23 protein-coding genes are annotated in these 23,100 nt (G+C 64.0%); 20 read left to right on the top strand and 3 right to left on the bottom strand.

Annotated features, from left to right (window positions below):
- The first annotated feature begins 77 nt into the window (after positions 1–77).
- Genes AACO21_RS02020 through AACO21_RS02010 form a run of 3 tightly spaced genes read left to right on the top strand, consistent with a single transcriptional unit; the run spans position 78 to position 2,438 of the window.
- On the top strand, positions 78–1,085 hold the full coding sequence (locus AACO21_RS02020) for a peptidase U32 family protein (RefSeq protein WP_346190807.1): 1,008 nt from the start codon (positions 78–80) through the stop codon (positions 1,083–1,085).
- A gap of 1 nt (position 1,086) precedes the next feature.
- Positions 1,087–1,992, top strand: coding sequence for a U32 family peptidase (locus AACO21_RS02015; RefSeq protein WP_346190806.1), 906 nt, complete (start codon positions 1,087–1,089; stop codon positions 1,990–1,992).
- Positions 1,989–2,438 carry an SCP2 sterol-binding domain-containing protein gene (locus tag AACO21_RS02010; RefSeq protein WP_346190805.1) on the top strand — a complete coding sequence of 150 codons (450 nt, stop codon included), beginning with the start codon at positions 1,989–1,991 and terminating at the stop codon, positions 2,436–2,438. Before AACO21_RS02015 ends, AACO21_RS02010 begins: the two co-directional genes overlap by 4 nt.
- A 24-nt stretch (positions 2,439–2,462) precedes the next feature.
- Here the strand turns inward: AACO21_RS02010 and AACO21_RS02005 are convergent, their stop codons facing one another.
- The 3 genes from AACO21_RS02005 to AACO21_RS01995 form a co-directional block, all read right to left on the bottom strand.
- Complete coding sequence (locus AACO21_RS02005) at positions 2,463–2,822, bottom strand: hypothetical protein (RefSeq protein ID WP_346190804.1); 360 nt, start codon at positions 2,820–2,822, stop codon at positions 2,463–2,465.
- Between the two features lie 112 nt (positions 2,823–2,934).
- On the bottom strand, positions 2,935–4,770 hold the full coding sequence (gene phaC / locus AACO21_RS02000) for a class I poly(R)-hydroxyalkanoic acid synthase (protein WP_346190803.1): 1,836 nt from the start codon (positions 4,768–4,770) through the stop codon (positions 2,935–2,937).
- 33 nt (positions 4,771–4,803) lie between these two features.
- Positions 4,804–5,829, bottom strand: a complete 1,026-nt coding sequence (locus AACO21_RS01995; RefSeq protein ID WP_346190802.1) for an MBL fold metallo-hydrolase — start codon at positions 5,827–5,829, stop codon at positions 4,804–4,806.
- Between the two features lie 100 nt (positions 5,830–5,929).
- Between AACO21_RS01995 and AACO21_RS01990 the strand changes: the two genes are divergently transcribed.
- The 17 genes from AACO21_RS01990 (at position 5,930) to AACO21_RS01910 (ending at position 23,027) form a co-directional block, all read left to right on the top strand.
- Positions 5,930–6,322, top strand: coding sequence for a MerR family DNA-binding transcriptional regulator (locus tag AACO21_RS01990; protein ID WP_346190801.1), 393 nt, complete (start codon positions 5,930–5,932; stop codon positions 6,320–6,322).
- A gap of 105 nt (positions 6,323–6,427) precedes the next feature.
- Positions 6,428–7,600, top strand: coding sequence for an isovaleryl-CoA dehydrogenase (locus AACO21_RS01985; protein ID WP_346190800.1), 1,173 nt, complete (start codon positions 6,428–6,430; stop codon positions 7,598–7,600).
- A gap of 108 nt (positions 7,601–7,708) precedes the next feature.
- Positions 7,709–8,857, top strand: a complete 1,149-nt coding sequence (can, locus tag AACO21_RS01980; RefSeq protein ID WP_346190799.1) for a carbonate dehydratase — start codon at positions 7,709–7,711, stop codon at positions 8,855–8,857.
- 40 nt (positions 8,858–8,897) lie between these two features.
- Positions 8,898–10,088: an acetyl-CoA C-acyltransferase gene (locus tag AACO21_RS01975; RefSeq protein WP_346190798.1), complete on the top strand. Its 1,191-nt coding sequence runs from the start codon at positions 8,898–8,900 to the stop codon at positions 10,086–10,088.
- Positions 10,089–10,994 (top strand): DMT family transporter, encoded by a 906-nt coding sequence (locus AACO21_RS01970; RefSeq protein ID WP_346190797.1) that lies wholly within the window; start codon positions 10,089–10,091, stop codon positions 10,992–10,994.
- Complete coding sequence (locus AACO21_RS01965) at positions 10,991–12,127, top strand: acyl-CoA dehydrogenase (RefSeq protein ID WP_346190796.1); 1,137 nt, start codon at positions 10,991–10,993, stop codon at positions 12,125–12,127. Before AACO21_RS01970 ends, AACO21_RS01965 begins: the two co-directional genes overlap by 4 nt.
- Before the next feature lie 75 nt (positions 12,128–12,202).
- Positions 12,203–12,820 carry a 2-hydroxychromene-2-carboxylate isomerase gene (locus AACO21_RS01960; protein ID WP_346190795.1) on the top strand — a complete coding sequence of 206 codons (618 nt, stop codon included), beginning with the start codon at positions 12,203–12,205 and terminating at the stop codon, positions 12,818–12,820.
- Between the two features lie 9 nt (positions 12,821–12,829).
- Positions 12,830–13,429, top strand: coding sequence for a TIGR00730 family Rossman fold protein (locus tag AACO21_RS01955; protein WP_346190794.1), 600 nt, complete (start codon positions 12,830–12,832; stop codon positions 13,427–13,429).
- An 89-nt stretch (positions 13,430–13,518) separates the two neighbouring features.
- Positions 13,519–15,126, top strand: coding sequence for a carboxyl transferase domain-containing protein (locus AACO21_RS01950; RefSeq protein ID WP_346190793.1), 1,608 nt, complete (start codon positions 13,519–13,521; stop codon positions 15,124–15,126).
- A gap of 10 nt (positions 15,127–15,136) precedes the next feature.
- Complete coding sequence (locus AACO21_RS01945) at positions 15,137–15,922, top strand: enoyl-CoA hydratase/isomerase family protein (RefSeq protein WP_346190792.1); 786 nt, start codon at positions 15,137–15,139, stop codon at positions 15,920–15,922.
- A 122-nt stretch (positions 15,923–16,044) separates the two neighbouring features.
- Positions 16,045–18,045 (top strand): acetyl/propionyl/methylcrotonyl-CoA carboxylase subunit alpha, encoded by a 2,001-nt coding sequence (locus AACO21_RS01940; protein ID WP_346190791.1) that lies wholly within the window; start codon positions 16,045–16,047, stop codon positions 18,043–18,045.
- A 95-nt stretch (positions 18,046–18,140) separates the two neighbouring features.
- The gene (locus tag AACO21_RS01935; protein WP_346190790.1) at positions 18,141–19,832 is read left to right on the top strand and encodes an AMP-binding protein; all 1,692 of its coding nucleotides are present in this window, start codon (positions 18,141–18,143) and stop codon (positions 19,830–19,832) included.
- Positions 19,829–20,734: a hydroxymethylglutaryl-CoA lyase gene (locus AACO21_RS01930; protein WP_346190789.1), complete on the top strand. Its 906-nt coding sequence runs from the start codon at positions 19,829–19,831 to the stop codon at positions 20,732–20,734. The genes AACO21_RS01935 and AACO21_RS01930 overlap by 4 nt, the downstream gene beginning before the upstream one ends.
- Positions 20,735–20,771: 37 nt before the next feature.
- The gene (locus AACO21_RS01925; protein WP_346190788.1) at positions 20,772–21,758 is read left to right on the top strand and encodes a hypothetical protein; all 987 of its coding nucleotides are present in this window, start codon (positions 20,772–20,774) and stop codon (positions 21,756–21,758) included.
- On the top strand, positions 21,758–21,943 hold the full coding sequence (locus tag AACO21_RS01920) for a DUF1289 domain-containing protein (protein ID WP_346190787.1): 186 nt from the start codon (positions 21,758–21,760) through the stop codon (positions 21,941–21,943). Before AACO21_RS01925 ends, AACO21_RS01920 begins: the two co-directional genes overlap by 1 nt.
- Complete coding sequence (locus tag AACO21_RS01915; protein ID WP_346190786.1) at positions 21,940–22,116, top strand: DUF1289 domain-containing protein; 177 nt, start codon at positions 21,940–21,942, stop codon at positions 22,114–22,116. Before AACO21_RS01920 ends, AACO21_RS01915 begins: the two co-directional genes overlap by 4 nt.
- Entirely contained in the window at positions 22,113–23,027 is a 915-nt protein-coding gene (locus AACO21_RS01910) for an MBL fold metallo-hydrolase (RefSeq protein ID WP_346190785.1), read from the top strand. Before AACO21_RS01915 ends, AACO21_RS01910 begins: the two co-directional genes overlap by 4 nt.
- The last annotated feature ends 73 nt before the right edge of the window (positions 23,028–23,100 follow it).

Raw genomic sequence — 23,100 nt, 5'->3', positions numbered from 1 at the left:
GGCCTTTGACAAGGATCAATGGCCTGTTTGAGGGGCTGGCTATACTCTCCGGCTTGGTTTTTCCGGATGAGCCATCCATGCGAGCCCTCCCCGATCTGATCTGCCCGGCAGGCAGCCTCCCCGCGCTCAAGGCGGCGGTCGACCACGGCGCCGATGCCGTTTATCTCGGTTTCAAGAACGACACCAACGCGCGTAACTTCGCCGGTCTCAATTTCGACGCCAAGGCCATGGCCGAAGGCATTCGCTACGCCCACGGCAAAGGCCGCGAAGTGCTCATCGCCATCAACACCTTTCCGCAGGCCGGACGCGCCGCCGACTGGCAGCGCTCGGTCGACGCCGCCGTCGATCTCGGCGTCGATGCGATCATCCTGGCCGATATCGGCCTGCTCGATTACGCCCGCCAGAAGCATCCGCAGCAACGCCTGCACCTCTCCGTGCAAGGCTCGGCCACCAGCTACGAGGCAATCAACTTCTGCCAGCGCGAATTCGGCATCCGCCGCGCCGTGCTGCCGCGCGTGCTGACCCTGGCGCAGGTCGAGCATGTCATCAAGCACACCAGCGTCGAGATCGAAGTCTTCGGTTTTGGCAGCCTCTGCGTCATGAACGAGGGGCGCTGCTGGCTGTCCTCCTATGCCTGCGGCGAATCGCCGAATACCGTCGGCGCCTGCTCACCGGCCAAGTATGTGAAGTGGGACAAACAGCCCGGCCGCATGGACACCCGCCTGAACGGCATCCTGATCGACCGCTTTGGCGACGATGAACCTGCCGGTTACCCGACCCTGTGCAAGGGGCGCTTCGATGTACAGGGCGAAACCTATTACGCCCTGGAAGAGCCGACCAGCCTGAACGTCCTTGAGCTCCTGCCGAATATCCTCGACATCGGCGTGCGCGCCATCAAGGTCGAAGGCCGCCAGCGCAGCCCCGCCTACGTTGCCCAGGTTACACGTACCCTGCGTGCTGCCCTCGACGCACTCAAGGACGGCAGCGAACGCTTCCACGTCAAACCGGCCTGGCAGGCAGAACTGGCCAAGGTCTCCGAAGGCAGCCAGGCCACCCTTGGCGCCTACAACCGCCCGTGGAGATGAGATGAAACTCGCGCTCGGTCCCCTGCTTTTCTTCTGGCCCAAGGCCGAAGTCCTCGAGTTCTATGCCGAGATGGCACAGAACCCGGCCATCGACCGCATCTACGTCGGCGAAGTGGTCTGCTCCCGCCGCCAGCAACTGCGCGTCGCCGACTGGGTTGGTCTGGCCCGCGACCTCACCGATGCCGGCAAGGAAGTGGTCGTCTCCGCCCAGGCCCTGCTCGAATCGGAAAGTGATCTGAAAGCCCTGCGCCGTCTGATCGACGATGCTGGCTGCCGGCTCGAAGCCAACGACCTGGGTGCGGTCAACCTCGTTCAAGGCCGCGAATTCGTCGCCGGCCCGCACCTCAACATATACAACGAAGCGACGCTGGCCACCTTTGCCCGCTACGGCATGAAGCGTTGGGTACCGCCGCTCGAAGCCACCCGCACCTTGGTTCAGACCCTGCACGCCAGTCGTCCCGCCGGCGTCGAGACCGAAGTCTTTGCCTACGGCAAGCTCCCGCTGGCCTTCTCCGCACGCTGCTTCACGGCCCGTCACTACGAGTTGAACAAGGACGACTGCCAGTTCAAATGCCTCGATCACGCCGAAGGCCTCACGCTGAAGACCCGCGAAGGTCAGGATTTCCTGTGCATCAACGGCATCCAGACCATGTCGGCGCAGCACTACAACCTGCTGCATGAAGTACCCGACCTGCTGGCCATGGGCATCGATGCCCTGCGCCTGAGTCCGCAGCAGCAGCATATGGCCGACATCATCGCCGCCTTCGATGCCGCGCGCCGCGGCGAAGCCGTGGCCGGCGATCCCGCCTGGGCCAGCTGCGGCCACGTTGATGGCTACTGGTTTGGCGATGCCGGCATCCGGCAGCACCACACTGCCGCCTTGAATCAACTGGGAGTCCATGCATGAACGCCTTCACCATCCCGACCTTCCGCCTGCCGGATTTCGTCAGCGCCATTGGGCGCCGTCTGCCGCAATGGCCGCACAGCCTGGTCCTGGTCGGCGGCCTGAATGCCGCCCTGAAGATGAAACTGCTGCCGGCAGATGATCTGCTGGCCCTGGAAGACAAACTCTTCCACGTGCGCGTCCTCGATACCGGTGGTGAAGCCACCTACACCTATCGTGACGGCCTCTTCCGGCCGGTCTTTTCAGCGACGCGCGAAGCGGATCTCTGCTTCACGGCCAATCTCTCGGCCTACCTGCAGTTGCTGACGCGCCAGGAAGACCCGGACACGCTCTTTTTCAAGCGTGAACTGGAAATCACCGGCGATACCGAACTCGGCCTGCTGGTCAAAAATATGCTGGATGCGGTCGACTGGCCCAAACTGCCCAATTTGCCCTTCGCCCGGCATTAAGACGCGCAACGCCGGACAGACAACTCAGTCGCCAATCGAGATCGCCGCAGCCGGCGCTGCGGCCGTTCGCCTGGCGGCCTCGGTACCGGGCACGGCGCACACCACCTCGCCCGTCGCGACCAGGCTGATCACCGTATCCGCCTCTACGGGCGTCGGCAATCCGCTGCCGAGCGGCAAGCCCCCCAGATAGACACACAAGCCGTCCGCCAGGCGGCCATCGCCGCACAACACCTGGCGGGCAAAGGCGGGATAAGTGTGCCCCACCGCACAGAGGACCTCGCCCACGGTTTCGCCGCTGGCCATCACCGCTTCATGGCCCCCGGTACTCGCCTGCAAGGCGGGCGGGATATGGACGGAGACGACCGGATACTCGCTCATCAGCATGATGCACCTCCTTCTGGTGACATGCTGTTTGACCTCACTACCGGCAAAAGTTCACGAAAAAGGGCGACCCGAAGGTCGCCCCTGTCAGTCAGCCTGTTCAGGCTGGTACCGCTCAGGCTGCCTTTTTCTGGGCATCCAGGCGGAACTTGACGTAGCTGCCCGGTGCCGGCTCGAGCGCCTTCAGCTTGCCCTTGGCCGGATCGCGTGCCGGTACCTTGGCCGAACCACCCGGCAGGCTGGTCACCCACTGATGCCAATGCGTCCACCAGGAACCCGGGTTCTGGGTGGCACCGGCCAGGAAGTCATCCGGGCTTTCCGGCAGGTTGCTGTCGGTCGCATCGTTGGTCCAGTAGCCGTACTTGTTGGCGGCCGGCGGATTGACGATGCCGGCGATGTGGCCGGAGCCGCCCAGGACGAACTTGACCGGACCGGACGGCAGACGTGCGCCCATGTAGGTGCTCTTCCACGGGGCGATGTGATCTTCGATCGTGGAGATGAAGTAGCACGGCGTCTTGACCTTGCGGATGTCGATCTTGACCCCGCCCAGCTCCACGCCACCGACGTCCTTGAGCTTGTTCTCGAGGTACATGTTGCGCAGGTAGAAGCTGTGCATGGCCTTCGGCATGCGGGTCGAATCGGAGTTCCAGTAGAGCAGGTCGAACGGGAACGGATCCTTGCCCATCAGGTAGTTGTTCACCACGAAGGACCAGATCAGGTCGTTGGCACGCAGCATGTTGAAGGTGCCGGCCATTTCCGACCCTTCGAGGAAGCCGCGCTTCTCCATCTTCTTCTCGAGGCCCTCGATGGTGCCTTCGTCCAGGAAAACGGACAGTTCGCCCGGATCGGAGAAGTCCAGCATGGTGGTGAAGAAGGTGGCGGAATTGGCACGCTTGTCCTTCTTGGCAGCCATGTAGGCCAGCGTGGACATGGTCAGCGTACCGCCGATGCAGTAAGCCGCCAGATTCACGGAATCCTCGCCGGTCTGCTCGCAGACCTGGGTGATGGCTTCGAGGGTGCCCTTCAGCATGTAGTCCTCAAAGCCGATATCGGCCATGTTTTCGTCCGGATTGATCCAGGAGATGATGAAGGTGGTATGCCCCTGGTCGGTCGCCCACTTGACCATGGAGTTCTTGTCGCGCAGATCGAGGATGTAGTACTTGTTGATCCACGGCGGCACGATCAGGAAGGGCTTCTTGTACTGTTCCGGGGTGGCCGGATCGTACTGGATCAGCTGGAACAGTTCGTTCTGGTACACCACCTTGCCCGGCGTGGTGGCCACGTTCTTGCCCATTTCGAAGGCAGACGTGTCGGTCATGCGGATGCGCAGCTGGCCGTCATCGCTGACATCGTTGAGCAGGTTGTTCAGGCCCTTGATCAGGTTCTGACCGTGGCTCTTCACGGTTTCACGGAAAACTTCCGGGTTGGTCAGCGCGAAGTTGGACGGCGACAGCGCGTCGATGTACTGACGGGTGAAGAAATTGACCTTGTTCTGGGTCGATTCGTCGAGGCCTTCGGTCCCGGCCACGGTGTCATGAATGTGACGGGCGGCGATCAGGTAGGACTGCTTCACGAAGTCGAACAGGAAGTGCTGTTCCCAGTCTTCATCCTTGAAACGCTTGTCGCCCTTCTGCGGCACGGCGACCGGCTGGGCATGCGGCATGCCCATCATCTTCATCATGGAACCCTGCCACAGGGAGAAGTAGTCCCACATCATGTTCATCTGGGTCTGGGCCAGCTTGTACGGATTGGCCATCAGACGCGCCGACAGGTCCATGAAGGCCTTGGCCACGCCCATCTCGTCAGACGGTGCATCCACGCCATCCTTGGCCTTCTTTTCCATGTACTGGGTGATCAGGCGCGAGGCGCGCTGAGCCACTTCAGCATAGGTCTTGGCCATTTCAGCCGGATTCGGCAGGCCGGCGTTTTGTGCTTCATTTTGCTGCGACATACATGAAACTCCCTCTGTCAGTGCGGAACAGCCTCAGGACTGCACCCGCGAATAGCGAATAACACCGCCGGCATCCTCAATCCGAGCCAGCCGGCCAGCTTGCTCAAGGTAGTTCAGATGGGCAATTGCCTCCCCCATCGCGAACATGGTTTGGTGTGTATCCAGCGTCCTGTTGAACAGGACCTCTAATAGTTCTGCGGCGCTCTTTGGCACCTCGTGACAGCTCTCCTCCAAAGCCTGCAATCGCTCTGCGTGATGCGCATGCAAGGCGGCCACGCGAGGTTGAACCCCGGTGAATGGCAAACCGTGCGACGGCAAGACCAATGTTTTTTCCGGAATCCGATCCGACATCTCGGTCAGCGAAGTCAGATACCAGCGCAGGGCATCGGCATCGGGCGTCGCAGCAAATACGCTGATGTTCGTCGAAATTCTCGGTAAAAGCATGTCTCCGGAAATTAACACGTCAAGTTCCGGACAGTAAAGCGCCATATGCTCAGGCGCATGACCATAACCGATGAGAATATCCCAGCGCCGGCCGTCGACCGTCAGGCAGTCACCGGCTTTCAGACGATGGTAGTGCTCCGGCAGGGCTGGCACGGCCTTGCGATAGCCTGACCCGCGCTTCTCGAATTTGGCCAGATGCTCGGCATCCAGGCCATGCTGCCGGAACTGCTCGACCATGAAACGCGCGCCATGCCCACCCACCTCATGCCAGACCGCATGTGCGGTCAGGAACTCGCCGGTGGTCATCCACAGCGCGGCGCCGGTCTCTGCCTGCAGCCAGCTCGCCAGCCCCAGGTGATCGGGATGGAAATGGGTCACGACCAGACGGGTCACCGGGCCGTTCAAGCCCGCCAGAATGGTCTGCCAGGTCGCTTGCACCTCATCGTCGGGGAAGCCGGTATCGACGATCATCCAGCCCTCACCGTCACGCAGCAGCCAGAGATTGATGTGATCCAACTGAAACGGCAGCGGCATGCGCAGCCAGAACACGCCGTCGGCAACCTGCTGGAGAGCACCGGCTGCGGGCGGGTGGGAAAACGGATAATGCAGGGACATGGCTTCAGTTTTTTATGCGGAACGGCAACTTACCATACGCCTGCGGATTGAAAAAAGACTTTCCTTCTGCTTAACTTGGCCGCTCTTCGAGGAGACCACATTGAGCCAGACGGCCAGCACCTTCGCCATTTCCGACCTTGCCCGGGAATTCGGCATCACCCCCCGCACCATCCGCTTCTGGGAAGATCAGGGCATCCTGGCCCCCGAGCGGGAAGGCAACAAGCGCGTGTTCACCCGACGCGACCGGGCCCGCCTGAAGATGGCCCTGCGCGGCAAACGCCTCGGCCTCTCGCTGGCCGAGATCAAGGACCTGATCGGGATGTACAACTCGACCGAGGACGAAACGCCGCAATTGCTCGAATGCCTGCGCATCATGGAAAAGCGCCGTGCCGCGCTGGTCCAGCAACGCGAGGACATCGAGGCGATGCTGGCGGAAATCGGCCAGTTCGAATCCCAGTGTCAGCAGGAATTGGTTCGTCGGCAGGAAGCCTGAGTTTTTTTCTCACCGCGAGTTGACGTTAACGTTAACGTCAATACAATCACCCTACCCCGTCGGATTCATCCGCCCGGCATTCAAAAAAACGAAGGAGACAAACCCATGAACATTCCTAGCCTCGACTTTGGCCTCGGTGAAGACATTGCCGCCCTGCGCGATGCCGTAAAGGCATTCGCCGACGCCGAAATCGCCCCGCGCGCCGCCGAGATCGACCGCGTCAACGAGTTCCCCGCCGACCTCTGGAAGAAGTTCGGCGAGATGGGCCTGCTCGGCATGACGGCGCCGGAAGAATACGGCAGCACCAACATGGGCTACCTGGCCCACATCGTCGCACTGGAAGAAATTTCGCGCGCCTCGGCCTCAGTGGGCCTGTCCTACGGTGCACACTCGAATCTGTGCGTAAACCAGATCCGTCGCAACGGCAATGAAGCTCAGAAGCAGAAGTACCTGCCCAAGCTGATCTCCGGCGAACACGTTGGGGCGCTCGCCATGTCCGAGCCGAACGCCGGCTCCGACGTCGTCTCGATGAAACTCAAGGCCGAGAAGAAGGGCGACCGCTACGTGCTGAACGGCGCCAAGATGTGGATCACCAACGGCGGCGACGCCGACACCCTGGTGGTCTACGCCAAGACCGACATGGAAGCCGGCGCCAAGGGCATGACCGCCTTCATCGTCGAAAAGGGCATGAAGGGCTTTTCCCACGGCACCCACCTCGACAAGCTGGGCATGCGCGGCTCCAACACCTTCCCGCTCTTCTTCGACGACTGCGAAGTGCCGGAAGAAAACGTGCTCGGCGGGGTCGGCAACGGTACCAAGGTGCTGATGTCCGGTCTCGACTACGAACGCGCCGTGCTCTGCGGCGGCCCGCTCGGCATCATGGCGGCCTGTATGGATGTGGTCGTGCCCTACCTGCACGAGCGCAAGCAGTTCGGTCAGCCGATCGGTGACTTCCAGCTGATGCAGGGCAAGGTGGCCGACATGTACTCGACCTGGCAGGCCACCCGCGCCTACGTCTATGCCGTCGGCCGCGCCTGCGACACCGCCGACCATGCCCGCACCCTGCGCAAGGACGCCGCCGGCGCTATCCTTTACTCCGCCGAAAAGGCAACCTGGATGGCCGGCGAGGCGATCCAGACCCTGGGCGGTGTTGGCTATACCAACGAGTACCCGACCGGCCGCCTCTGGCGCGATGCCAAGCTCTACGAAATCGGCGCCGGCACGTCGGAAATTCGCCGCATGCTGATCGGCCGCGAACTCATGGCGGAAACACGTTGAATTCATAATTATCGGGACAGGTAAAATGCGGGGTTCGCCTCAAAAATCGCGAATCCCGCCAACCCGCCATCGCCTACCCGCGATTGCCGTTACCAGGAGCCCAGTCCTATGACCGCCACCATTCGCACCCTGACATCCCAAGACACCGACGCACTGGAAAATGTGCGCCAGTTCTTCCGCAACTATGCGGGCTGGCTCGGCGTTGACCTGTCTTATCAGGGCTTCGATCAGGAAATGGCCTCCCTGCCCGGCGCCTATGCCGCACCGGAAGGCCGCCTGTTCTTCGCCGAAGTGAACGGTCAGCCCGCCGGCTGCGTCGGCGTTCGCCCGCTGCCCGACAGCGACGGCGTCTGCGAAATGAAGCGTCTGTACGTGGAACCGCAGTTCCGCGGTCAATCCGTCGGCCGCGCCCTGGCACTCGCCGCCATCAAGGCCGCCAAGCAGATCGGCTACAAAAAGCTGATGATCGACACCCTGCCCAGCATGCGTATGGCCGTAAAGCTGTATCGCGAACTGGGCTTTACCGAAGCACCCAGCTATTACCAGACCTCGGTCGAAGGGACCATGTTCCTTGCCCTCGACCTCGAAAACTGGTCGGAAGAAGAGGTGCTCAATGAAAACCTCTCCCACCTGTTCGATTTCAACCGCGCCTGGGCGGCACGCATGCAGGATGCCGACCCGGGCTACTTTGACCGGCTGGCCCAATTGCAGGCGCCGGAATTCCTGTGGATCGGCTGTTCCGACTCACGCGTTCCGGCCAACCAGATCGTCGGCCTGCTGCCGGGCGAAGTCTTCGTCCATCGCAACATCGCCAACGTCGTCGTGCATACCGACCTCAACTGCCTGTCGGTGATCCAGTACGCCGTCGACGTGCTCAAGGTCAAACACATCATGGTCGTCGGCCATTACGGCTGCGGCGGCGTACTCGCCGCGCTGAACCGCGCCCGCGTCGGTGTCGTCGATCTCTGGCTGCGCCACGTGCACGACGTCCATAACAAGCACCTGGCGGAGGTCGACCGTCTGGCACCGGAAAAGCGTCACGATCGCCTGTGCGAACTTAATGTGCTCGAGCAGGTGGTCAATGTCTGCCACAACACCGTGGTCCAGGACGCCTGGGCACGTGGCCAGAATCTGACCGTGCATGGCTGGATCTACGGTCTCAAGGATGGCCACATGCACGACCTGGGTATCACCATCGACAACCTCCAGGAACTCCCGGCGCGTTACGACGCTGCCCTGAAGGCCCTGGATGCCTGATTTCCATCCATAACAAACCAAGCAGAAGGAGAAACACAGCATGAATGATCCGATCGTCATCGTATCCGCCGCCCGTACCCCGATGGGTGCCTTCCAGGGCGCCTTCGGCGGCCTGACCGCACCGCAGCTCGGCGCAGCCGCCATCAAGGCCGCCGTCGAGCGCGCCGGCATCGATGCCAACCTGGTGAATGAAGTCCTGATGGGCTGCGTGCTGCCGGCCGGTCTCGGCCAGGCACCGGTACGCCAGGCGGCCCTGCAGGCCGGTCTGCCGCTGTCCGCCGGTTGCGCGATGGTGAGCAAGGTGTGCGGTTCCGGCATGAAGGCGACCATGGTCGGCCACGACGGCATCCTCGCCGGCTCGTCCGACATCACCGTGGTCGGCGGCATGGAATCCATGACCAATGCCCCCTACATGCTGCCGAAGGCGCGTGGCGGCTACCGCCTGGGCCACGGCCAGATGCTCGACCACATGTTCTTCGACGGTCTGGAAGACGCCTACTCCAAGGAAACCCGCGGCCGCCTGATGGGCACCTTTGCCGAAGAGTGCGCCGCTTCCTACAGCTTCACCCGTGAAGATCAGGATGCCTACTCGATCCGCTCGACCACCCGCGCCATCGAGGCCTCCAACAACGGCGCCTTCGACTGGGAAATCGCTCCGGTCACCGTCGCCGGCCGCAAGGGCGACGTCACGGTCAGCAAGGACGAAGGCCCGTTCGCGGTCAATGTAGACAAGATCCCGACCCTGAAGCCGGCTTTCAAGAAGGACGGCACGGTCACCGCCGCCAACTCTTCCTCGATCTCCGACGGCGCTGCCGCGCTGGTCCTGATGCGCGCCTCCAAGGCCGCCGAGCTGGGCCTGCAGCCGATCGCCAAGATCGTCGGCCACACCACCAACGCGCACACCCCCGCCCTGTTCCCGACCGCCCCGGTCGGCGCCATGCAGAAAATGCTGGCCAAGGCCGGGTGGACCGTCGGCGACGTCGATCTGTGGGAAATCAACGAAGCCTTCGCCGTTGTGACCATGGCTGCCATCCATGACCTCAAGCTCGATCCGGCCAAGGTCAACGTGAATGGCGGCGCCTGCGCCCTCGGCCACCCGATCGGTGCGTCCGGCGCCCGTATCCTCGTCACCCTGCTCGGCGCCCTCAAGGCCCGTGGCGGCAAGCGCGGCATCGCCTCGCTGTGCATCGGTGGCGGCGAAGCCACGGCGATGGCCGTCGAGATGCTCTAAGTGCCGCAACAGGCTGTCACCCTGACCTATCTGAAGCTGATCGGTGCCATGTTCATGTGGGGCGGAACCTGGATCGCGGGCCGGATCGTGGCGCAGGAGTTGCCTGCGCCGCTGTCCGCCGCGGCCGTGCGTTTCCTGCTCGCCGGACTGGCGCTGGGCGGCGTCGCCCTGCTCACGGAAGGCCGCCTGCCGCGGCCGACCACGAGCCGGGAATGGGGCTCGGTGACCGGCCTGGCCATGACCGGCATTTTCATCTACGCCCTGTGCTTCTTCTACGGACTGAAGCACATCCCGGCCGGGCGCGGCGCGCTGGTGGTGGCCCTGAACCCCGTGGTGGCCGCCCTGGCCGCCTGGTTTCTCGGCCAGGAACGCATGAACGGCATGAAGTGGGCCGGCATCGGCCTCGCCCTTGCCGGCTGCCTGACCGTGATCGGCAACGGTGATCCGCTCGCCCTGCTGCATGGTGCGGTGGGCATCGGCGAATGGCTGATTGTCGGCTGCGTCCTGTGCTGGACGGTCTATACCTTCATTGGCCGCCATGCCACACGCACCCTGAGCCCGCTCGCTTCAACGCTGTGGGCCAGCCTGATCGGCGCCGGCCTGCTGGGCCTGACCTCGCTCGTGCAGGGCGCGAGTCATCCGGCCGACTGGTCGTCCGCCGTCTGGGCCAGCGTGGTGTTTCTGGCCATTGGCGGTACCGCCCTCGGCTTCACCTGGTTTGCCGATGGCGTCAAGCAACTGGGGGCCGCCAAAGCGTCGGCCTTCGTCAATCTCGTGCCGGTGTTTGCCGTGCTGCAGGCCGTCGTCCTGCTCGGCGAACACCTGGCCGTGCCCGTCCTCGCCGGTGGCCTCCTGGTCATCGTCGGCGTCTGGCTGACTACACATATTTCGGAGAGAACAGCATGATCCTGACCCAAGAACAAGAAATGATCCGTGACTCGATGCGCGCCTTCGCTCAGGAGCGCCTCGCCCCCTTCGCCGCCGAATGGGACAAGCACCACACGTTCCCGGCCGAAGCCCTGAAAGAGCTGGGCGAACTCGGCGCCATGGGCATGGTCGTGCCCGAAGAATGGGATGGTGCCGGCATGGACTACATGTCGCTGGTCCTGACCCTGGAAGAAATCGCGGCCGGTGACGGCGCCACCTCGACCATCGTCTCGGTGCAGAACTCGCTGGCCTGCGGCATCACCATGAAGTACGGTACCGATGCCCAGAAGGAAGAATGGCTGAAGCCGCTCGCCCGTGGCGAAAAGCTCGGCTGCTTCTGCCTGACCGAGCCGCACACTGGCTCCGACGCGGCCTCGATCACCACCCGCGCCGACCGCGACGGCGACCATTTCGTGCTGAACGGCGTCAAGCAGTTCATCACCACCGGCAAGCACGCCCACATGGCCATCGTTTTCGCGGTGACCGACAAGGCCGCCGGCAAGAAGGGCATCTCCTGCTTCCTGATCCCGACCAGCACGCCGGGCTTCATCGTCGGTCGCACCGAGGACAAGATGGGCCAGCACGCCTCCGACACCGTACAGATCATCCTGGAAAACTGCCGCGTCCCGGCTTCCGCCCTGCTCGGCAAGGAAGGCGAAGGCTACAAGATCGCCCTCTCCAACCTCGAAGCCGGCCGCATCGGCATCGCCGCCCAGAGCATCGGCATGGCGCGCGCCGCCTTTGAAGCCGCCATCCGTTACGCCAAGGAACGCGTCACCTTCGGGGTGCCGATCATCGACCACCAGGCGGTCAACTTCAAGCTGGCCGACATGAACACCCTGCTCGACGCCGCCCGCCTGATGGTCTGGCGCGCCGCCGCCCTCAAGGACGCCGGCAAGCCCTGCCTGAAGGAAGCCTCGATGGCCAAGATGTTCGCCTCCGAAGCAGCCGAGAAGATCGCCTCCGACGCCATCCAGATTCACGGTGGCGTGGGCTACACCAGCGACTTCCCGGTCGAGCGCATCTACCGCGACGTGCGCATCTGCCAGATCTACGAAGGCGCCAACGACATCCAGCGTCTGGTGATCGGCCGCTCGATCGCCGCCGAATAAGGCATTCGCCTGCGGTCGACCGGTTCAAACACAAGAAACCGGCGACCGCATCCAACCCCGTGGAGGAGACACCCCATGACTGATACCGGCACCACCCCGCTCGACTTCTATTTCGATTTTTCCAGCCCCTACGGCTACCTGCTGGCAGAAAAACTCGATGCCGTCGCCGCCTGCCATGGCCGTCAGGTCAATTGGCACCCGATCCTACTCGGCGTCATTTTCCAGGCCACCGGCTCCCGCCCGCCGGTCGATGGTGCGAGCGCCAAATCACAGTACGTCTTCAACGACTTCGCCCGTTCCGCCCGCTTCATGGGCGTGCCCTACAACCCGCCTTCCCGTTTCCCGCTGCCGACGCAGAACGCCGCCCGCGCCTATTACTGGCTGCAAGATCAGGATGTGGCACTGGCCAGGCGTTTTGCCCTGGCCGTGTATCGCGCCTTCTTCGTCGAGGACCGCGACATTTCCGCCCCCGAGGTCGTGCTTGAAATTGCCGCTGCTCAAGGCGTCGACCGTCAGGCACTCGAGGCCGCCCTGCAGGACGGCGCCGTCAAGGCCCGCCTCAAGACGGCTTGCGAACAGGCCCTGGCCGCCGGCGTCTTCGGCTCGCCGCATGTGATCGTCGATGGCGAACACTTCTTCGGGGCCGACCGCCTGCCGCAGATTGCGCGCTGGCTGGAAACCGGGGGCTTCTGAGGATTTCCCATGCAGCGCATTTGCGTCTTTTGCGGTTCCAACCCCGGGCGTGACCCGGCCTACCGGGCGGCCGCCGAACAACTCGGCCGTACCCTGGCCGCGCGCGGCATCCGCCTCATCTACGGCGCCGGCAACATCGGCCTCATGGGTGCGGTGGCCGATGCCTGCCTGGCGGCGGGCGGCGAGGTCATCGGCGTCATTCCCGAAGCCCTGATGGGCAAGGAAGTCGAGGGCCGCCACGTGGAGCACCGCACCCTGACGCGCCTCGAAGTGGTTGATTCCATGCACACCCGCAAGGCTCGCATGGCCGAGCTGTCCGACGGCTTCATCGCCTTGCCCGGCGGCTTCGGCACCTTTGAGGAATTCTGCGAAATCCTGACCTGGGGGCAACTCGGTTTCCACGTGAAACCGATGGGCCTGCTCAATGTGCAGGGTTTCTACGACCCACTGCTGGCCATGTTCGACCGCGCGGTCAGCGACGGCTTCCTGCGTCCGCAGAACCGCGCCATGGCATTGGCCAGTACCGACATCGACGACCTGCTGGCCCGCATGGCGGACTACCAGCCGGAACCCGTCAGCAAGTGGCTGAAAGCGGAGACCCAGTTGTAAAGCCGCGTTGTAAGACCACTTTCCCGTTCAGTTTCAGGCAACACGATCAGCAACACATATAAACACCCAAGCAAAAAAAGCGAGGAGACATGACTACCCTGAAATCCCAACTTAACCCGCGCAGCGCCGACTTCCAGGCGAATGCGACGGCGATGGGCGCCCTGGTCGACGACCTGCACGCCAAAGTCGAGAAAATCGCCCTCGGCGGCCCCGAAGCGGCCCGCCAGAAGCACCTGGCCCGCGGCAAGCTGTTGCCGCGCGAGCGCGTCAATGGCCTGCTCGATCCGGGCACGCCTTTCCTCGAAATCGGCCAGTTTGCCGCCTACGGCATGTACGGGGGCGATGTGCCGGCGGCCTCGGTGATCGCCGGCATCGGCCGGGTGCATGGCGTCGAGTGCATGATCGTCGCCAACGATGCGACGGTGAAAGGCGGCACCTACTACCCGCTGACCGTGAAGAAGCACCTGCGCGCCCAGGAAATCGCGCTGGAAAACCGTCTGCCCTGCGTCTATCTGGTCGATTCCGGCGGCGCCTTCCTGCCCATGCAGGATGAGGTTTTCCCGGACAAGGAACATTTCGGACGCATCTTCTTCAATCAGGCCAACCTTTCCGCCAAGGGCATCCCGCAGATCGCCGCCGTGATGGGCTCCTGCACCGCCGGCGGGGCCTACGTGCCGGCCATGTGCGACGAGTCGATCATCGTCAAGAACCAGGGCACCATCTTCCTCGGCGGTCCCCCGCTGGTGAAGGCGGCCACCGGTGAAGTCGTCTCGGCGGAAGACCTGGGCGGTGCCGACGTGCATACGCGCATCTCCGGCGTGGCCGACCATCTGGCCGAAAACGACGCCCATGCGCTGGCCATCGCCCGCCGCATCATCAAGGATCTGAACTGGAAAAAGGCCCCGCCGGTGACGTTGACCGCCCCCGCCGAGCCGCTCTACGCCACCGAAGAACTCTACGGCGTGATCCCGACCGACTCCAAGAAGCCCTTCGACGTGCGCGAGATCATCGCCCGCATCGTCGATGGTTCCGATTTCGACGAATTCAAGGCGCGCTACGGCACCACGCTGGTCTGCGGCTTTGCCCGCATCTGGGGCTATCCGGTCGGCATCGTCGCCAACAACGGCATCCTGTTCTCCGAATCGGCCCAGAAAGGCGCGCACTTCATCGAACTCTGCGCCCAACGCGGCATTCCGCTCGTCTTCCTGCAGAACATCACCGGCTTCATGGTCGGCAAGAAATATGAAAACGGCGGCATCGCCCGTGACGGCGCCAAGATGGTCACCGCCGTCGCCACGGCCAAGGTGCCGAAATTCACCGTCGTCATCGGCGGCTCCTTCGGCGCCGGCAACTACGGCATGTGCGGCCGCGCCTACAGCCCGCGCTTCCTGTGGATGTGGCCGAATTCCCGCATCTCGGTGATGGGCGGCGAACAGGCGGCCGGCGTGCTCGCCACCGTCAAACGCGACGGCCTCGAAGCCGGCGGCAAGACCTGGAGCGCCGAGGAAGAAGAAGCCTTCAAGTCGCCGATCCGCGAGCAGTACGAGACCCAGGGCCATCCCTACTACGCCTCCGCCCGCCTCTGGGACGACGGCATCATCGATCCGGCCGACACCCGCCGCGTGCTCGGCCTGGGCCTCTCCGCCTCGATGAATGCCCCGGCCGAAGAGACCAAGTTCGGCATTTTCCGGATGTAAGGAGCAGCGCATGTTCACCGCCCTTGAAATTGAACTGAACGGCCCGGTGGCCACGGTCTGGATGAACCGTCCGGACCTCCACAACGCCTTCGACGAAACCCTGATCACCGAACTGACCGCCGCCTTCATGGCGCTCGACGACGATGCCGACATCCGTGCCGTCGTGCTTGCCGGGCGCGGCAAGAGCTTTTCCGCCGGTGCCGACCTCAACTGGATGCGCCGCGCCGCCAACAACGGCATCGACGAAAACCTCAACGATGCGCGCGGTCTCGCCAAGATGCTGCGCACCATCGCCGAAATGAAGAAGCCGACCATCGCCCGCGTGCAAGGCGCGGCGCTGGGCGGCGGCATGGGCCTGGCCTCGGCCTGCGACATCGCCGTGGCTTCGACCAAGGCCGTGTTCGCCACCTCCGAGGTCAAGTTCGGCATCATTCCTTCCGCCATTTCCCCCTACGTGCTGCGCGCCATCGGCGCCCGCCAGGCTTACCGCTATTTCCAGACCGCCGAGCGCATCGACGCCGGGCGCGCCCGCGAAATCGGGCTCGTCCATGAAGCCGTCGAACCCGAGGCACTGGATGCCAAGGTCAAGGAGATCGTCGACGCCCTGCTCGTCGGCGGCCCCTGCGCCCAGGCCGCGGCCAAGGACCTGATCCGCGCCGTCAACAACCAGCCGATCAACGACCACGTCGTCGAGGACACCGCGCACCGCATCGCCCACCTGCGCGCCACGCCCGAAGCCCGTGAAGGCATTGCTGCCTTCCTCGACAAACGCCAGCCCAGCTGGATGGGGGAATAAACACATGTTTACCAAGATTCTGATTGCCAATCGCGGAGACCAGCCGCGCAGCGGCGCAGCGACGAAGTCAAACTGCCCGCGTGCGCAGCACGCTCAGGCGATTTCTCCGCGGGAGACCACGTATGTTCACTAAGATCCTGATTGCCAACCGCGGAGAAATCGCCTGCCGCGTCATCAAGACCGCCCGTCGCCTGGGCATCCGCACCGTCGCCGTTTATTCCGAGGCTGACGCCAACGCCCGCCACGTGCGTCTGGCCGACGAAGCCGTACTGCTCGGCCCGGCCGCAGCCCGCGAGTCCTACCTCGTCGCTGACAAGATCATCGAAGCCTGCAAGCGTACCGGCGCTCAGGCCGTGCATCCGGGCTACGGCTTCCTGTCCGAGAACGAAGAGTTTGCCGAGGCGCTCGCTGCCAACGGCATCACCTTCATCGGCCCGCCGGCCTCCGCCATCCGCGCCATGGGCTCGAAGTCCGAAGCCAAGAAGCTGATGGGCGCGGCCAATGTGCCGCTCACCCCGGGCTATCACGGCGACGACCAGACGCCCGCGCTGCTGCATCAAGAAGCCGACCAGATCGGCTATCCGGTCCTGATCAAGGCCGCCGCCGGCGGTGGCGGCAAGGGCATGCGTCTGGTCGAGCAGTCGGCCGATTTCCCCGATGCGCTGGCCTCGTGCAAGCGCGAAGCGATTTCCAGCTTCGGCGACGACCACGTGCTGATTGAAAAGTACATCACCAAGCCGCGCCACATCGAAATCCAGGTCTTTGCCGACACGCTGGGCAACTGCGTCTATCTCTTCGAGCGCGACTGCTCGGTGCAGCGCCGCCATCAGAAGGTGCTGGAAGAAGCGCCGGCCCCGGGCATGACCGAAGAGCGCCGCCGCCAGATGGGCGAGGCCGCCGTCGCCGCGGCCAAGGCCGTCGGCTATGTCGGCGCCGGTACGGTCGAGTTCATCGCCATGCAGGACGGCACCTTCTACTTCATGGAGATGAACACCCGCCTGCAGGTCGAACACCCGGTGACTGAAATGATCACCGGGCAGGACCTCGTCGAATGGCAATTGCGCGTCGCCGCCGGTCAACCGCTGCCACTGGCCCAAAACCAGCTGCAGATCAGCGGGCATGCCCTCGAAGCGCGCATTTACGCCGAAGACGCCAACAAGGGCTTCCTGCCCGCCACCGGCAAGCTGATCCGCCTGGCCCCGCCGGCCGAATCGCTCAACGTACGCGTCGATACCGGCGTCGAGGAAGGCGACGAAATCACGCCCTTCTACGACCCGATGATCGCCAAGCTGATCGTCTGGGACGAGAACCGCGACGGCGCGCTGGCCCGCATGCGCAAGGCGCTGGCCGATTACCAGGTGGCCGGCCTGACCACCAACATCGACTTCCTGTCCCGCCTCGTCGCCTGCCCGGCCTTTGCCGGTGCCGACCTCGATACCGGCCTGATCGAACGCCAGAAGGATGTGCTCTTCCCCGAAATCCAGCCGGTGCCGCGCGATGCCTTGCTCGTCGCCACGGTGGGCGAACTGCTCTGGGAACAGCACGAAGCCAAGGCCGCCGCCAAGCTGAGCGGCGATCCCTGGTCGCCGTGGCATGCCCGTGACGGCTGGCGCATGAACCTCTCGGCCGCCCGCACCATCAGTTTCAAGGATGGCGAGGCGCTGGTCGAAGCGCAGGTCCGTTATCGCCGCGACAGCTGGGAAATCAGTCTCGCCGGACAGTCGACCGTCGCCCGCGGCAAAAAGCTCGATGGCGACCAGTTCGCCGTCGAACTCGACGACCGTCGCCTGATTGCCAGCGTCGTGGCAGTCGACGACAAGCGCAACGTCTTCCTGCAGGGCAGCACCTATACCCTGCTGCGTGACGACCCGCTGCACCGTGTCGATGCCGGCGACAGCCACGGTGGCGGCCTGACCGCGCCGATGCCGGGCAAGGTCGTCGCCCTGCTCGCCCAACCGGGCCAGAAGGTCGACAAGGGCACCCCGCTCCTGATCCTGGAGGCGATGAAGATGGAACACACCATCACCGCCCCCGCAGCAGGCGTGCTCAAGGCGTTCTGCTACGCCACCGGCGAGCAGGTGGCCGACGGCGCGCCGCTCGTGGAGTTCGAACCGGCGGCCTGACACCCTTTCCTGTTTTTCCCGCCCCCGGTGCAGGCCGGGGGCATTTCTCTTGCTGCAACCACACGACCCCGGAAGAGGGTTGGAGGAGACAAACCATGCAAGTACTGCCCAGCTACGTCCACGGGGCGAGCGAACAGCCGCTGATCGGCCAGACCATCGGCGATCATTTTGATGCCCTGTGCGCGCGCTTTGCCGCCCAGGACGCCCTCATCGTCCGCCACCAGCAGGTGCGGATGACCTACGCCCAACTGAAGGAAGCCGTCGATAACCTGGCCTGCGGCCTGCGCCGTCTCGGCCTGAATCCCGGCGACCGGATCGGCATCTGGTCCCAGAACAACCTCGAATGGGTGCTCACCCAGTTCGCCACGGCCAAGGCCGGTCTGGTCCAGGTCAATATCAACCCGGCCTACCGCCGCTCTGAACTCGAATACGCCCTGAACAAGGTCGGCTGCCGCGCCCTGATCCTGGCGCCCAGCTTCAAGAGCAGCGATTACCTGGAGATGGTGCAGGACCTGGTGCCTGAACTGGCCAGCAGCCAGCCCGGCGCACTCAAGAGCGCCCGCCTGCCTGAACTCGAATGGGTGATTCGTCTGGGCGACGCACCGACAGCGGGCATGCTCAATTTCGACGATCTGCGCCGTCCGGCAACGCGCAGCGAATTGAACGACCTGGCCGCCCTCGGCCTGCAACTGCAGTTCGACGATGCGATCAACATCCAGTTCACCTCCGGCACCACCGGCTCGCCCAAAGGGGCGACGCTGACCCATCACAATGTGCTGAACAACGGCTATTTCGTCGGTGAGGCCATGCGCCTGACCGCGGCGGACCGCCTGTGCATTCCGGTGCCTTTCTATCACTGCTTCGGCATGGTGCTCGGCAACCTGGCCGCCGTCACCCACGGCGCGGCGATGGTCATCCCGGCCGAAGGCTTCGATCCGCTCTCGACACTGCAAACCGTGTCCGAGGAACGCTGCACGGCCCTGCACGGCGTGCCGACCATGTTCATCGCCCTGCTCGACCACCCGGATTTCAAGAGCTTCGACCTCTCCTCGCTGCGCACCGGCATCATGGCCGGCAGCCCGTGCCCGATTGAAGTCATGAAGCGGGTGATCAGCGACATGAACATGGGCGAAGTGACCATCGCCTACGGCATGACGGAAACCTCGCCGGTCTCCTTCCAGAGTTCGACGCAGGATCCGGTCGAACGCCGGGTGTCGACCGTCGGGCGCATTCAGCCGCACATCGAGGTGAAGATCGTCGATACCGACGGCCGCATCGTGCCGCGCGGCCAGCCGGGCGAGCTGCTTACCCGCGGCTATTCGGTGATGCTCGGCTACTGGGGCGACGACGCAAAAACCGCCGAAGCCATCGACCGGAACGGCTGGATGCACACCGGCGACCTCGCCGTGATCGACGACGAAGGCTATTGCAACATCGTCGGCCGCCTGAAGGACATGGTGATCCGCGGCGGGGAAAACATCTACCCGCGCGAGATCGAGGAATTCCTCTACCGCCATCCGAAAATCCAGGATGTGCAGGTGGTCGGCATTCCCGACAGCAAATACGGCGAAGAACTTTGCGCCTGGATCATCCTGAAACCGGGCCAAAGCGCCACGGAACAGGAGATCCGCGACTTCTGCCAGGGCCAGATCGCGCATTACAAAGTGCCGCGCTACCTGCGTTTCGTCGATAATTTCCCGATGACCATCACCGGCAAGATCCAGAAATTCATGATCCGCCAAGTGATGAAGGATGAACTCAAGCTTCAGGAAGAGGCCCACGCATGACCTATCCCGCCCGCGTCAAGATTGTCGAAGTCGGCCCCCGCGACGGCCTGCAGAATGAAAAGGAAGTCGTTCCGACCGAGACCAAGGTCGAACTGATCAACCGCCTGGCCGAGGCCGGCCTGTCGATGATCGAGGCGACCTCTTTCGTATCGCCCAAATGGGTCCCGCAGATGGGCGACAACAGCGCCGTGATGGGCGCCATCCGGCGTCGCCCCGGCGTCACCTACAGCGTGCTCACGCCCAACCTGCAGGGCTTCGATGGCGCCGTGCAGGCGCAGGCCGACGAGGTGGCGATTTTCGGTGCCGCCTCGGAAGCCTTTTCGCAGAAGAACATCAACTGCTCGATCGCGGAGAGCCTGAAGCGCTTCGAGCCCGTGGTGTCCGCTGCCTCGGCCCTGGAGATTCCGGTACGCGGCTATGTCTCCTGCGTCGTTGGCTGTCCCTATGCGGGGACGGTCGACCCGCAAAAAACGGCCGAAATCGCCAAGATTTTGTTCGACATGGGCTGTTATGAAGTCTCGCTCGGCGACACCATCGGCGTCGGCAATCCGGACTCGATCCGCCGCATGATCGAGGCCTGTGCCCGCGTCGTGCCGATCGAGAAGCTGGCCGGCCACTACCACGACACCTACGGCATGGCGATTGCCAACGTGCATGCCTCGCTCGAGATGGGCATGGCCACCTTCGATGCCTCGATCGCCGGGCTGGGCGGTTGTCCGTACGCCAAGGGCGCCTCCGGCAACGTGGCGACGGAAGATGTGGTCTATCTGCTGCACGGTCTGGGCATTGAAACCGGCATCGATCTGGCTAAACTGGCGGCTGTCGGCGACTGGATCTCCAGCACGATCAACCGCCCCAACGGCGCCAAGGCCGGCCGGGCACTCTGTCTGAACGCGGCCTGACCTCCGGGTGGCCGCCCATCCCTGAGGCGTCCACCCCGTGAGCCTGTTTTCCGCCCTGGCCAACCTGATCAAACCGGCACCGCCCCCCGACCCCGAGGTGGCGGCAGCCCTCGATCGGGTCATCGGCATGGTCGACCCGCTGGTGCGCGCCGCACCGCAGCTGGAAAAACACCTGCTCGGCGCCGTCGAACACGCCCTCGCTTATTGCGCCGGGCTGGTCGATGCCTTGCCCGGCCCGGTCGACATCAACCGCCAGGCCTTCGCCCAGGACCCGCTCGTACATGCGCTTTTTGCCACGGCCGAAGACATCGACGGCATGCTCGGCCACAGCACGGCGATCCGCGACTACCTGGCGCGTCCCGAATGCTGGGACAGCGATCATTTCTGCGCCATGCTGGCAGCCCGCCGCCATCAGAAGCGGCAGTTCGGCATGGCGCGGCATGGCGACTTCATCCAGGCCGATGTGCCGCAGGAAATTCTCTATTTTTCCAACCAGACCCTGGTGGAACCCTGCTGCGATGTCGACCGGACCCGCACGCGGCTACGCGCCCGCGCCCTGGAAAGCCTGCTGCGCACCTTCAATACCCACGTCGAGGCCCTGCGACTGGAGCGCGACGCCGTCCGCGCCGATCTGAAAGCCGAGTATGCGTGGCAGCAGGGCAGCCCGCACGGAACCGAGGCACAACAGGCACTGCACAGCCGGCATCTGGTGGAACTGGACAGCAAGTTGCGCGCCCTGGGCGATGCCATGCTGCCGGAACATCTGGCCGAAGCGCTGGCCGATTTTCTCCACCACCCGGAATGCGCCCTGCAGCTGCGTGCGGTGCATATGCGGATCGACCGGCTGGGCGTTGTCCTGCCCGACGATGAGGTGGATCTTTCCGCACAAATTCTCGACTTTCCGGAACTCTCCAGCCGCGATCGGCGTCTGCATATGGCCACCCTGGTCCGGGTTGCCCGCTGCGATGCCCTGGCTGCGGTCGACCGGGTCAAATCCCAACAAAACCGAACCATTCTCATCTGATGATCGCCTCACCCTGCATCAACGTCTGCAAAATGGACGCAGCCCGTACCTACTGCACCGGCTGCTACCGCACCCTGGACGAAATCACCGCCTGGTCGCGTAGCGACGATGCCACACGCCAACGTATCCTGGCCGCTGTCGCCGAGCGCCGCGCCCACCTCAAAGCCGCGCCGGAGGCCGCATGAGCGACGACACCGAAGACCTCTATCCCTGCGTCGGCGTCTGCATATCGGACCCGGACACCGGTGTCTGCATGGGCTGCGGCCGCCCGCCGCTGGGCAGCCCGGATGTCGCCATCGAAGTCGTGCCGGTTTCCCCTCAGCCAGCCAACCGCACGCCGGGCAACGATCCCGAATGACCCCGCGCCTGCCGGACACGCTGCTCGTCCTCGAACGGGGCTGGCTCTCCGCCAACAGCGTGCTCGGCTTTGCCGGGGATGCGACCACCGTGATCGACAGCGGCTATGTGACGCATGCCGCCCAGACGGTCGACCTGATCACCCACGCACTGGCGGGCCGCCGCCTCGAACGCCTGATCAACACCCACTCGCACTCCGACCATATTGGCGGCAATGCCGCGCTGCAAGACCGCTTCGGCTGCCGGATCACGGTCCCGGCCGGGCTCGACGCGACGATTGCCGAATGGGACGAAGCCGCGCTCCTGCTCTCTCCCCTCGGCCAGCAAGGCGCCCGTTTCCAGCATGACGATCTGATCGCGGCCGGCGACGAATTCAGCATGGGCGAGTTAACCTGGCAGGCCATTGCGGTGCCCGGCCACGACATGGATGCCCTCGCCTATTACAACCCGGAACGGCGCATCCTGATTTCCGGCGATGCGCTCTGGGAAAACGGCTTTGGCGTCATTTTTCCCGAACTGCTGGGCAGTGCAGACGGCCTGCAACACACGCAGGCCACCTTGGACAAACTGGGCCGCCTGCCCATCGACCTCGTCATTCCCGGCCACGGCGCCCCCTTTGCCGAGGTCGACCGCGCCTTGAACAAGGCCTACCAGCGCCTGACGCAGTTTCAGGCCAGCGTGGACAGCCTGGCCTGGCACGCCATCAAGGTCCTCGTCGCCTTTGCCCTGCTCGAACGCCAGCGCATCGCCGAGGCGGATTTTCCGGCCTTCGTGCTGGGCCTGCCCTTTGCCGTCGATGTGAATGCACGCTACCTCGGTTTGGCCGAGGATGCGCTGGTCAGCAAGCTGGTCGATGCACTCGCCAAAAGCGGTCTCCTGCGGCGCGATGGCAACGATTTCGTGACAGCCTGAATGGTCTGTCCGGTGTAGCAACCCCATGCTACCCGCACCGGCCATGCCCCCCGCACAATCAGCGCTCCCACAC

It is taken from the genome of Dechloromonas sp. ZS-1 (genome assembly GCF_039649255.1).
GTDB lineage: Bacteria > Pseudomonadota > Gammaproteobacteria > Burkholderiales > Rhodocyclaceae > Azonexus.
The sequence above is the reverse complement of the archived record's forward strand: the minus strand, read 5'-3'. Positions and strand labels throughout refer to the sequence as shown.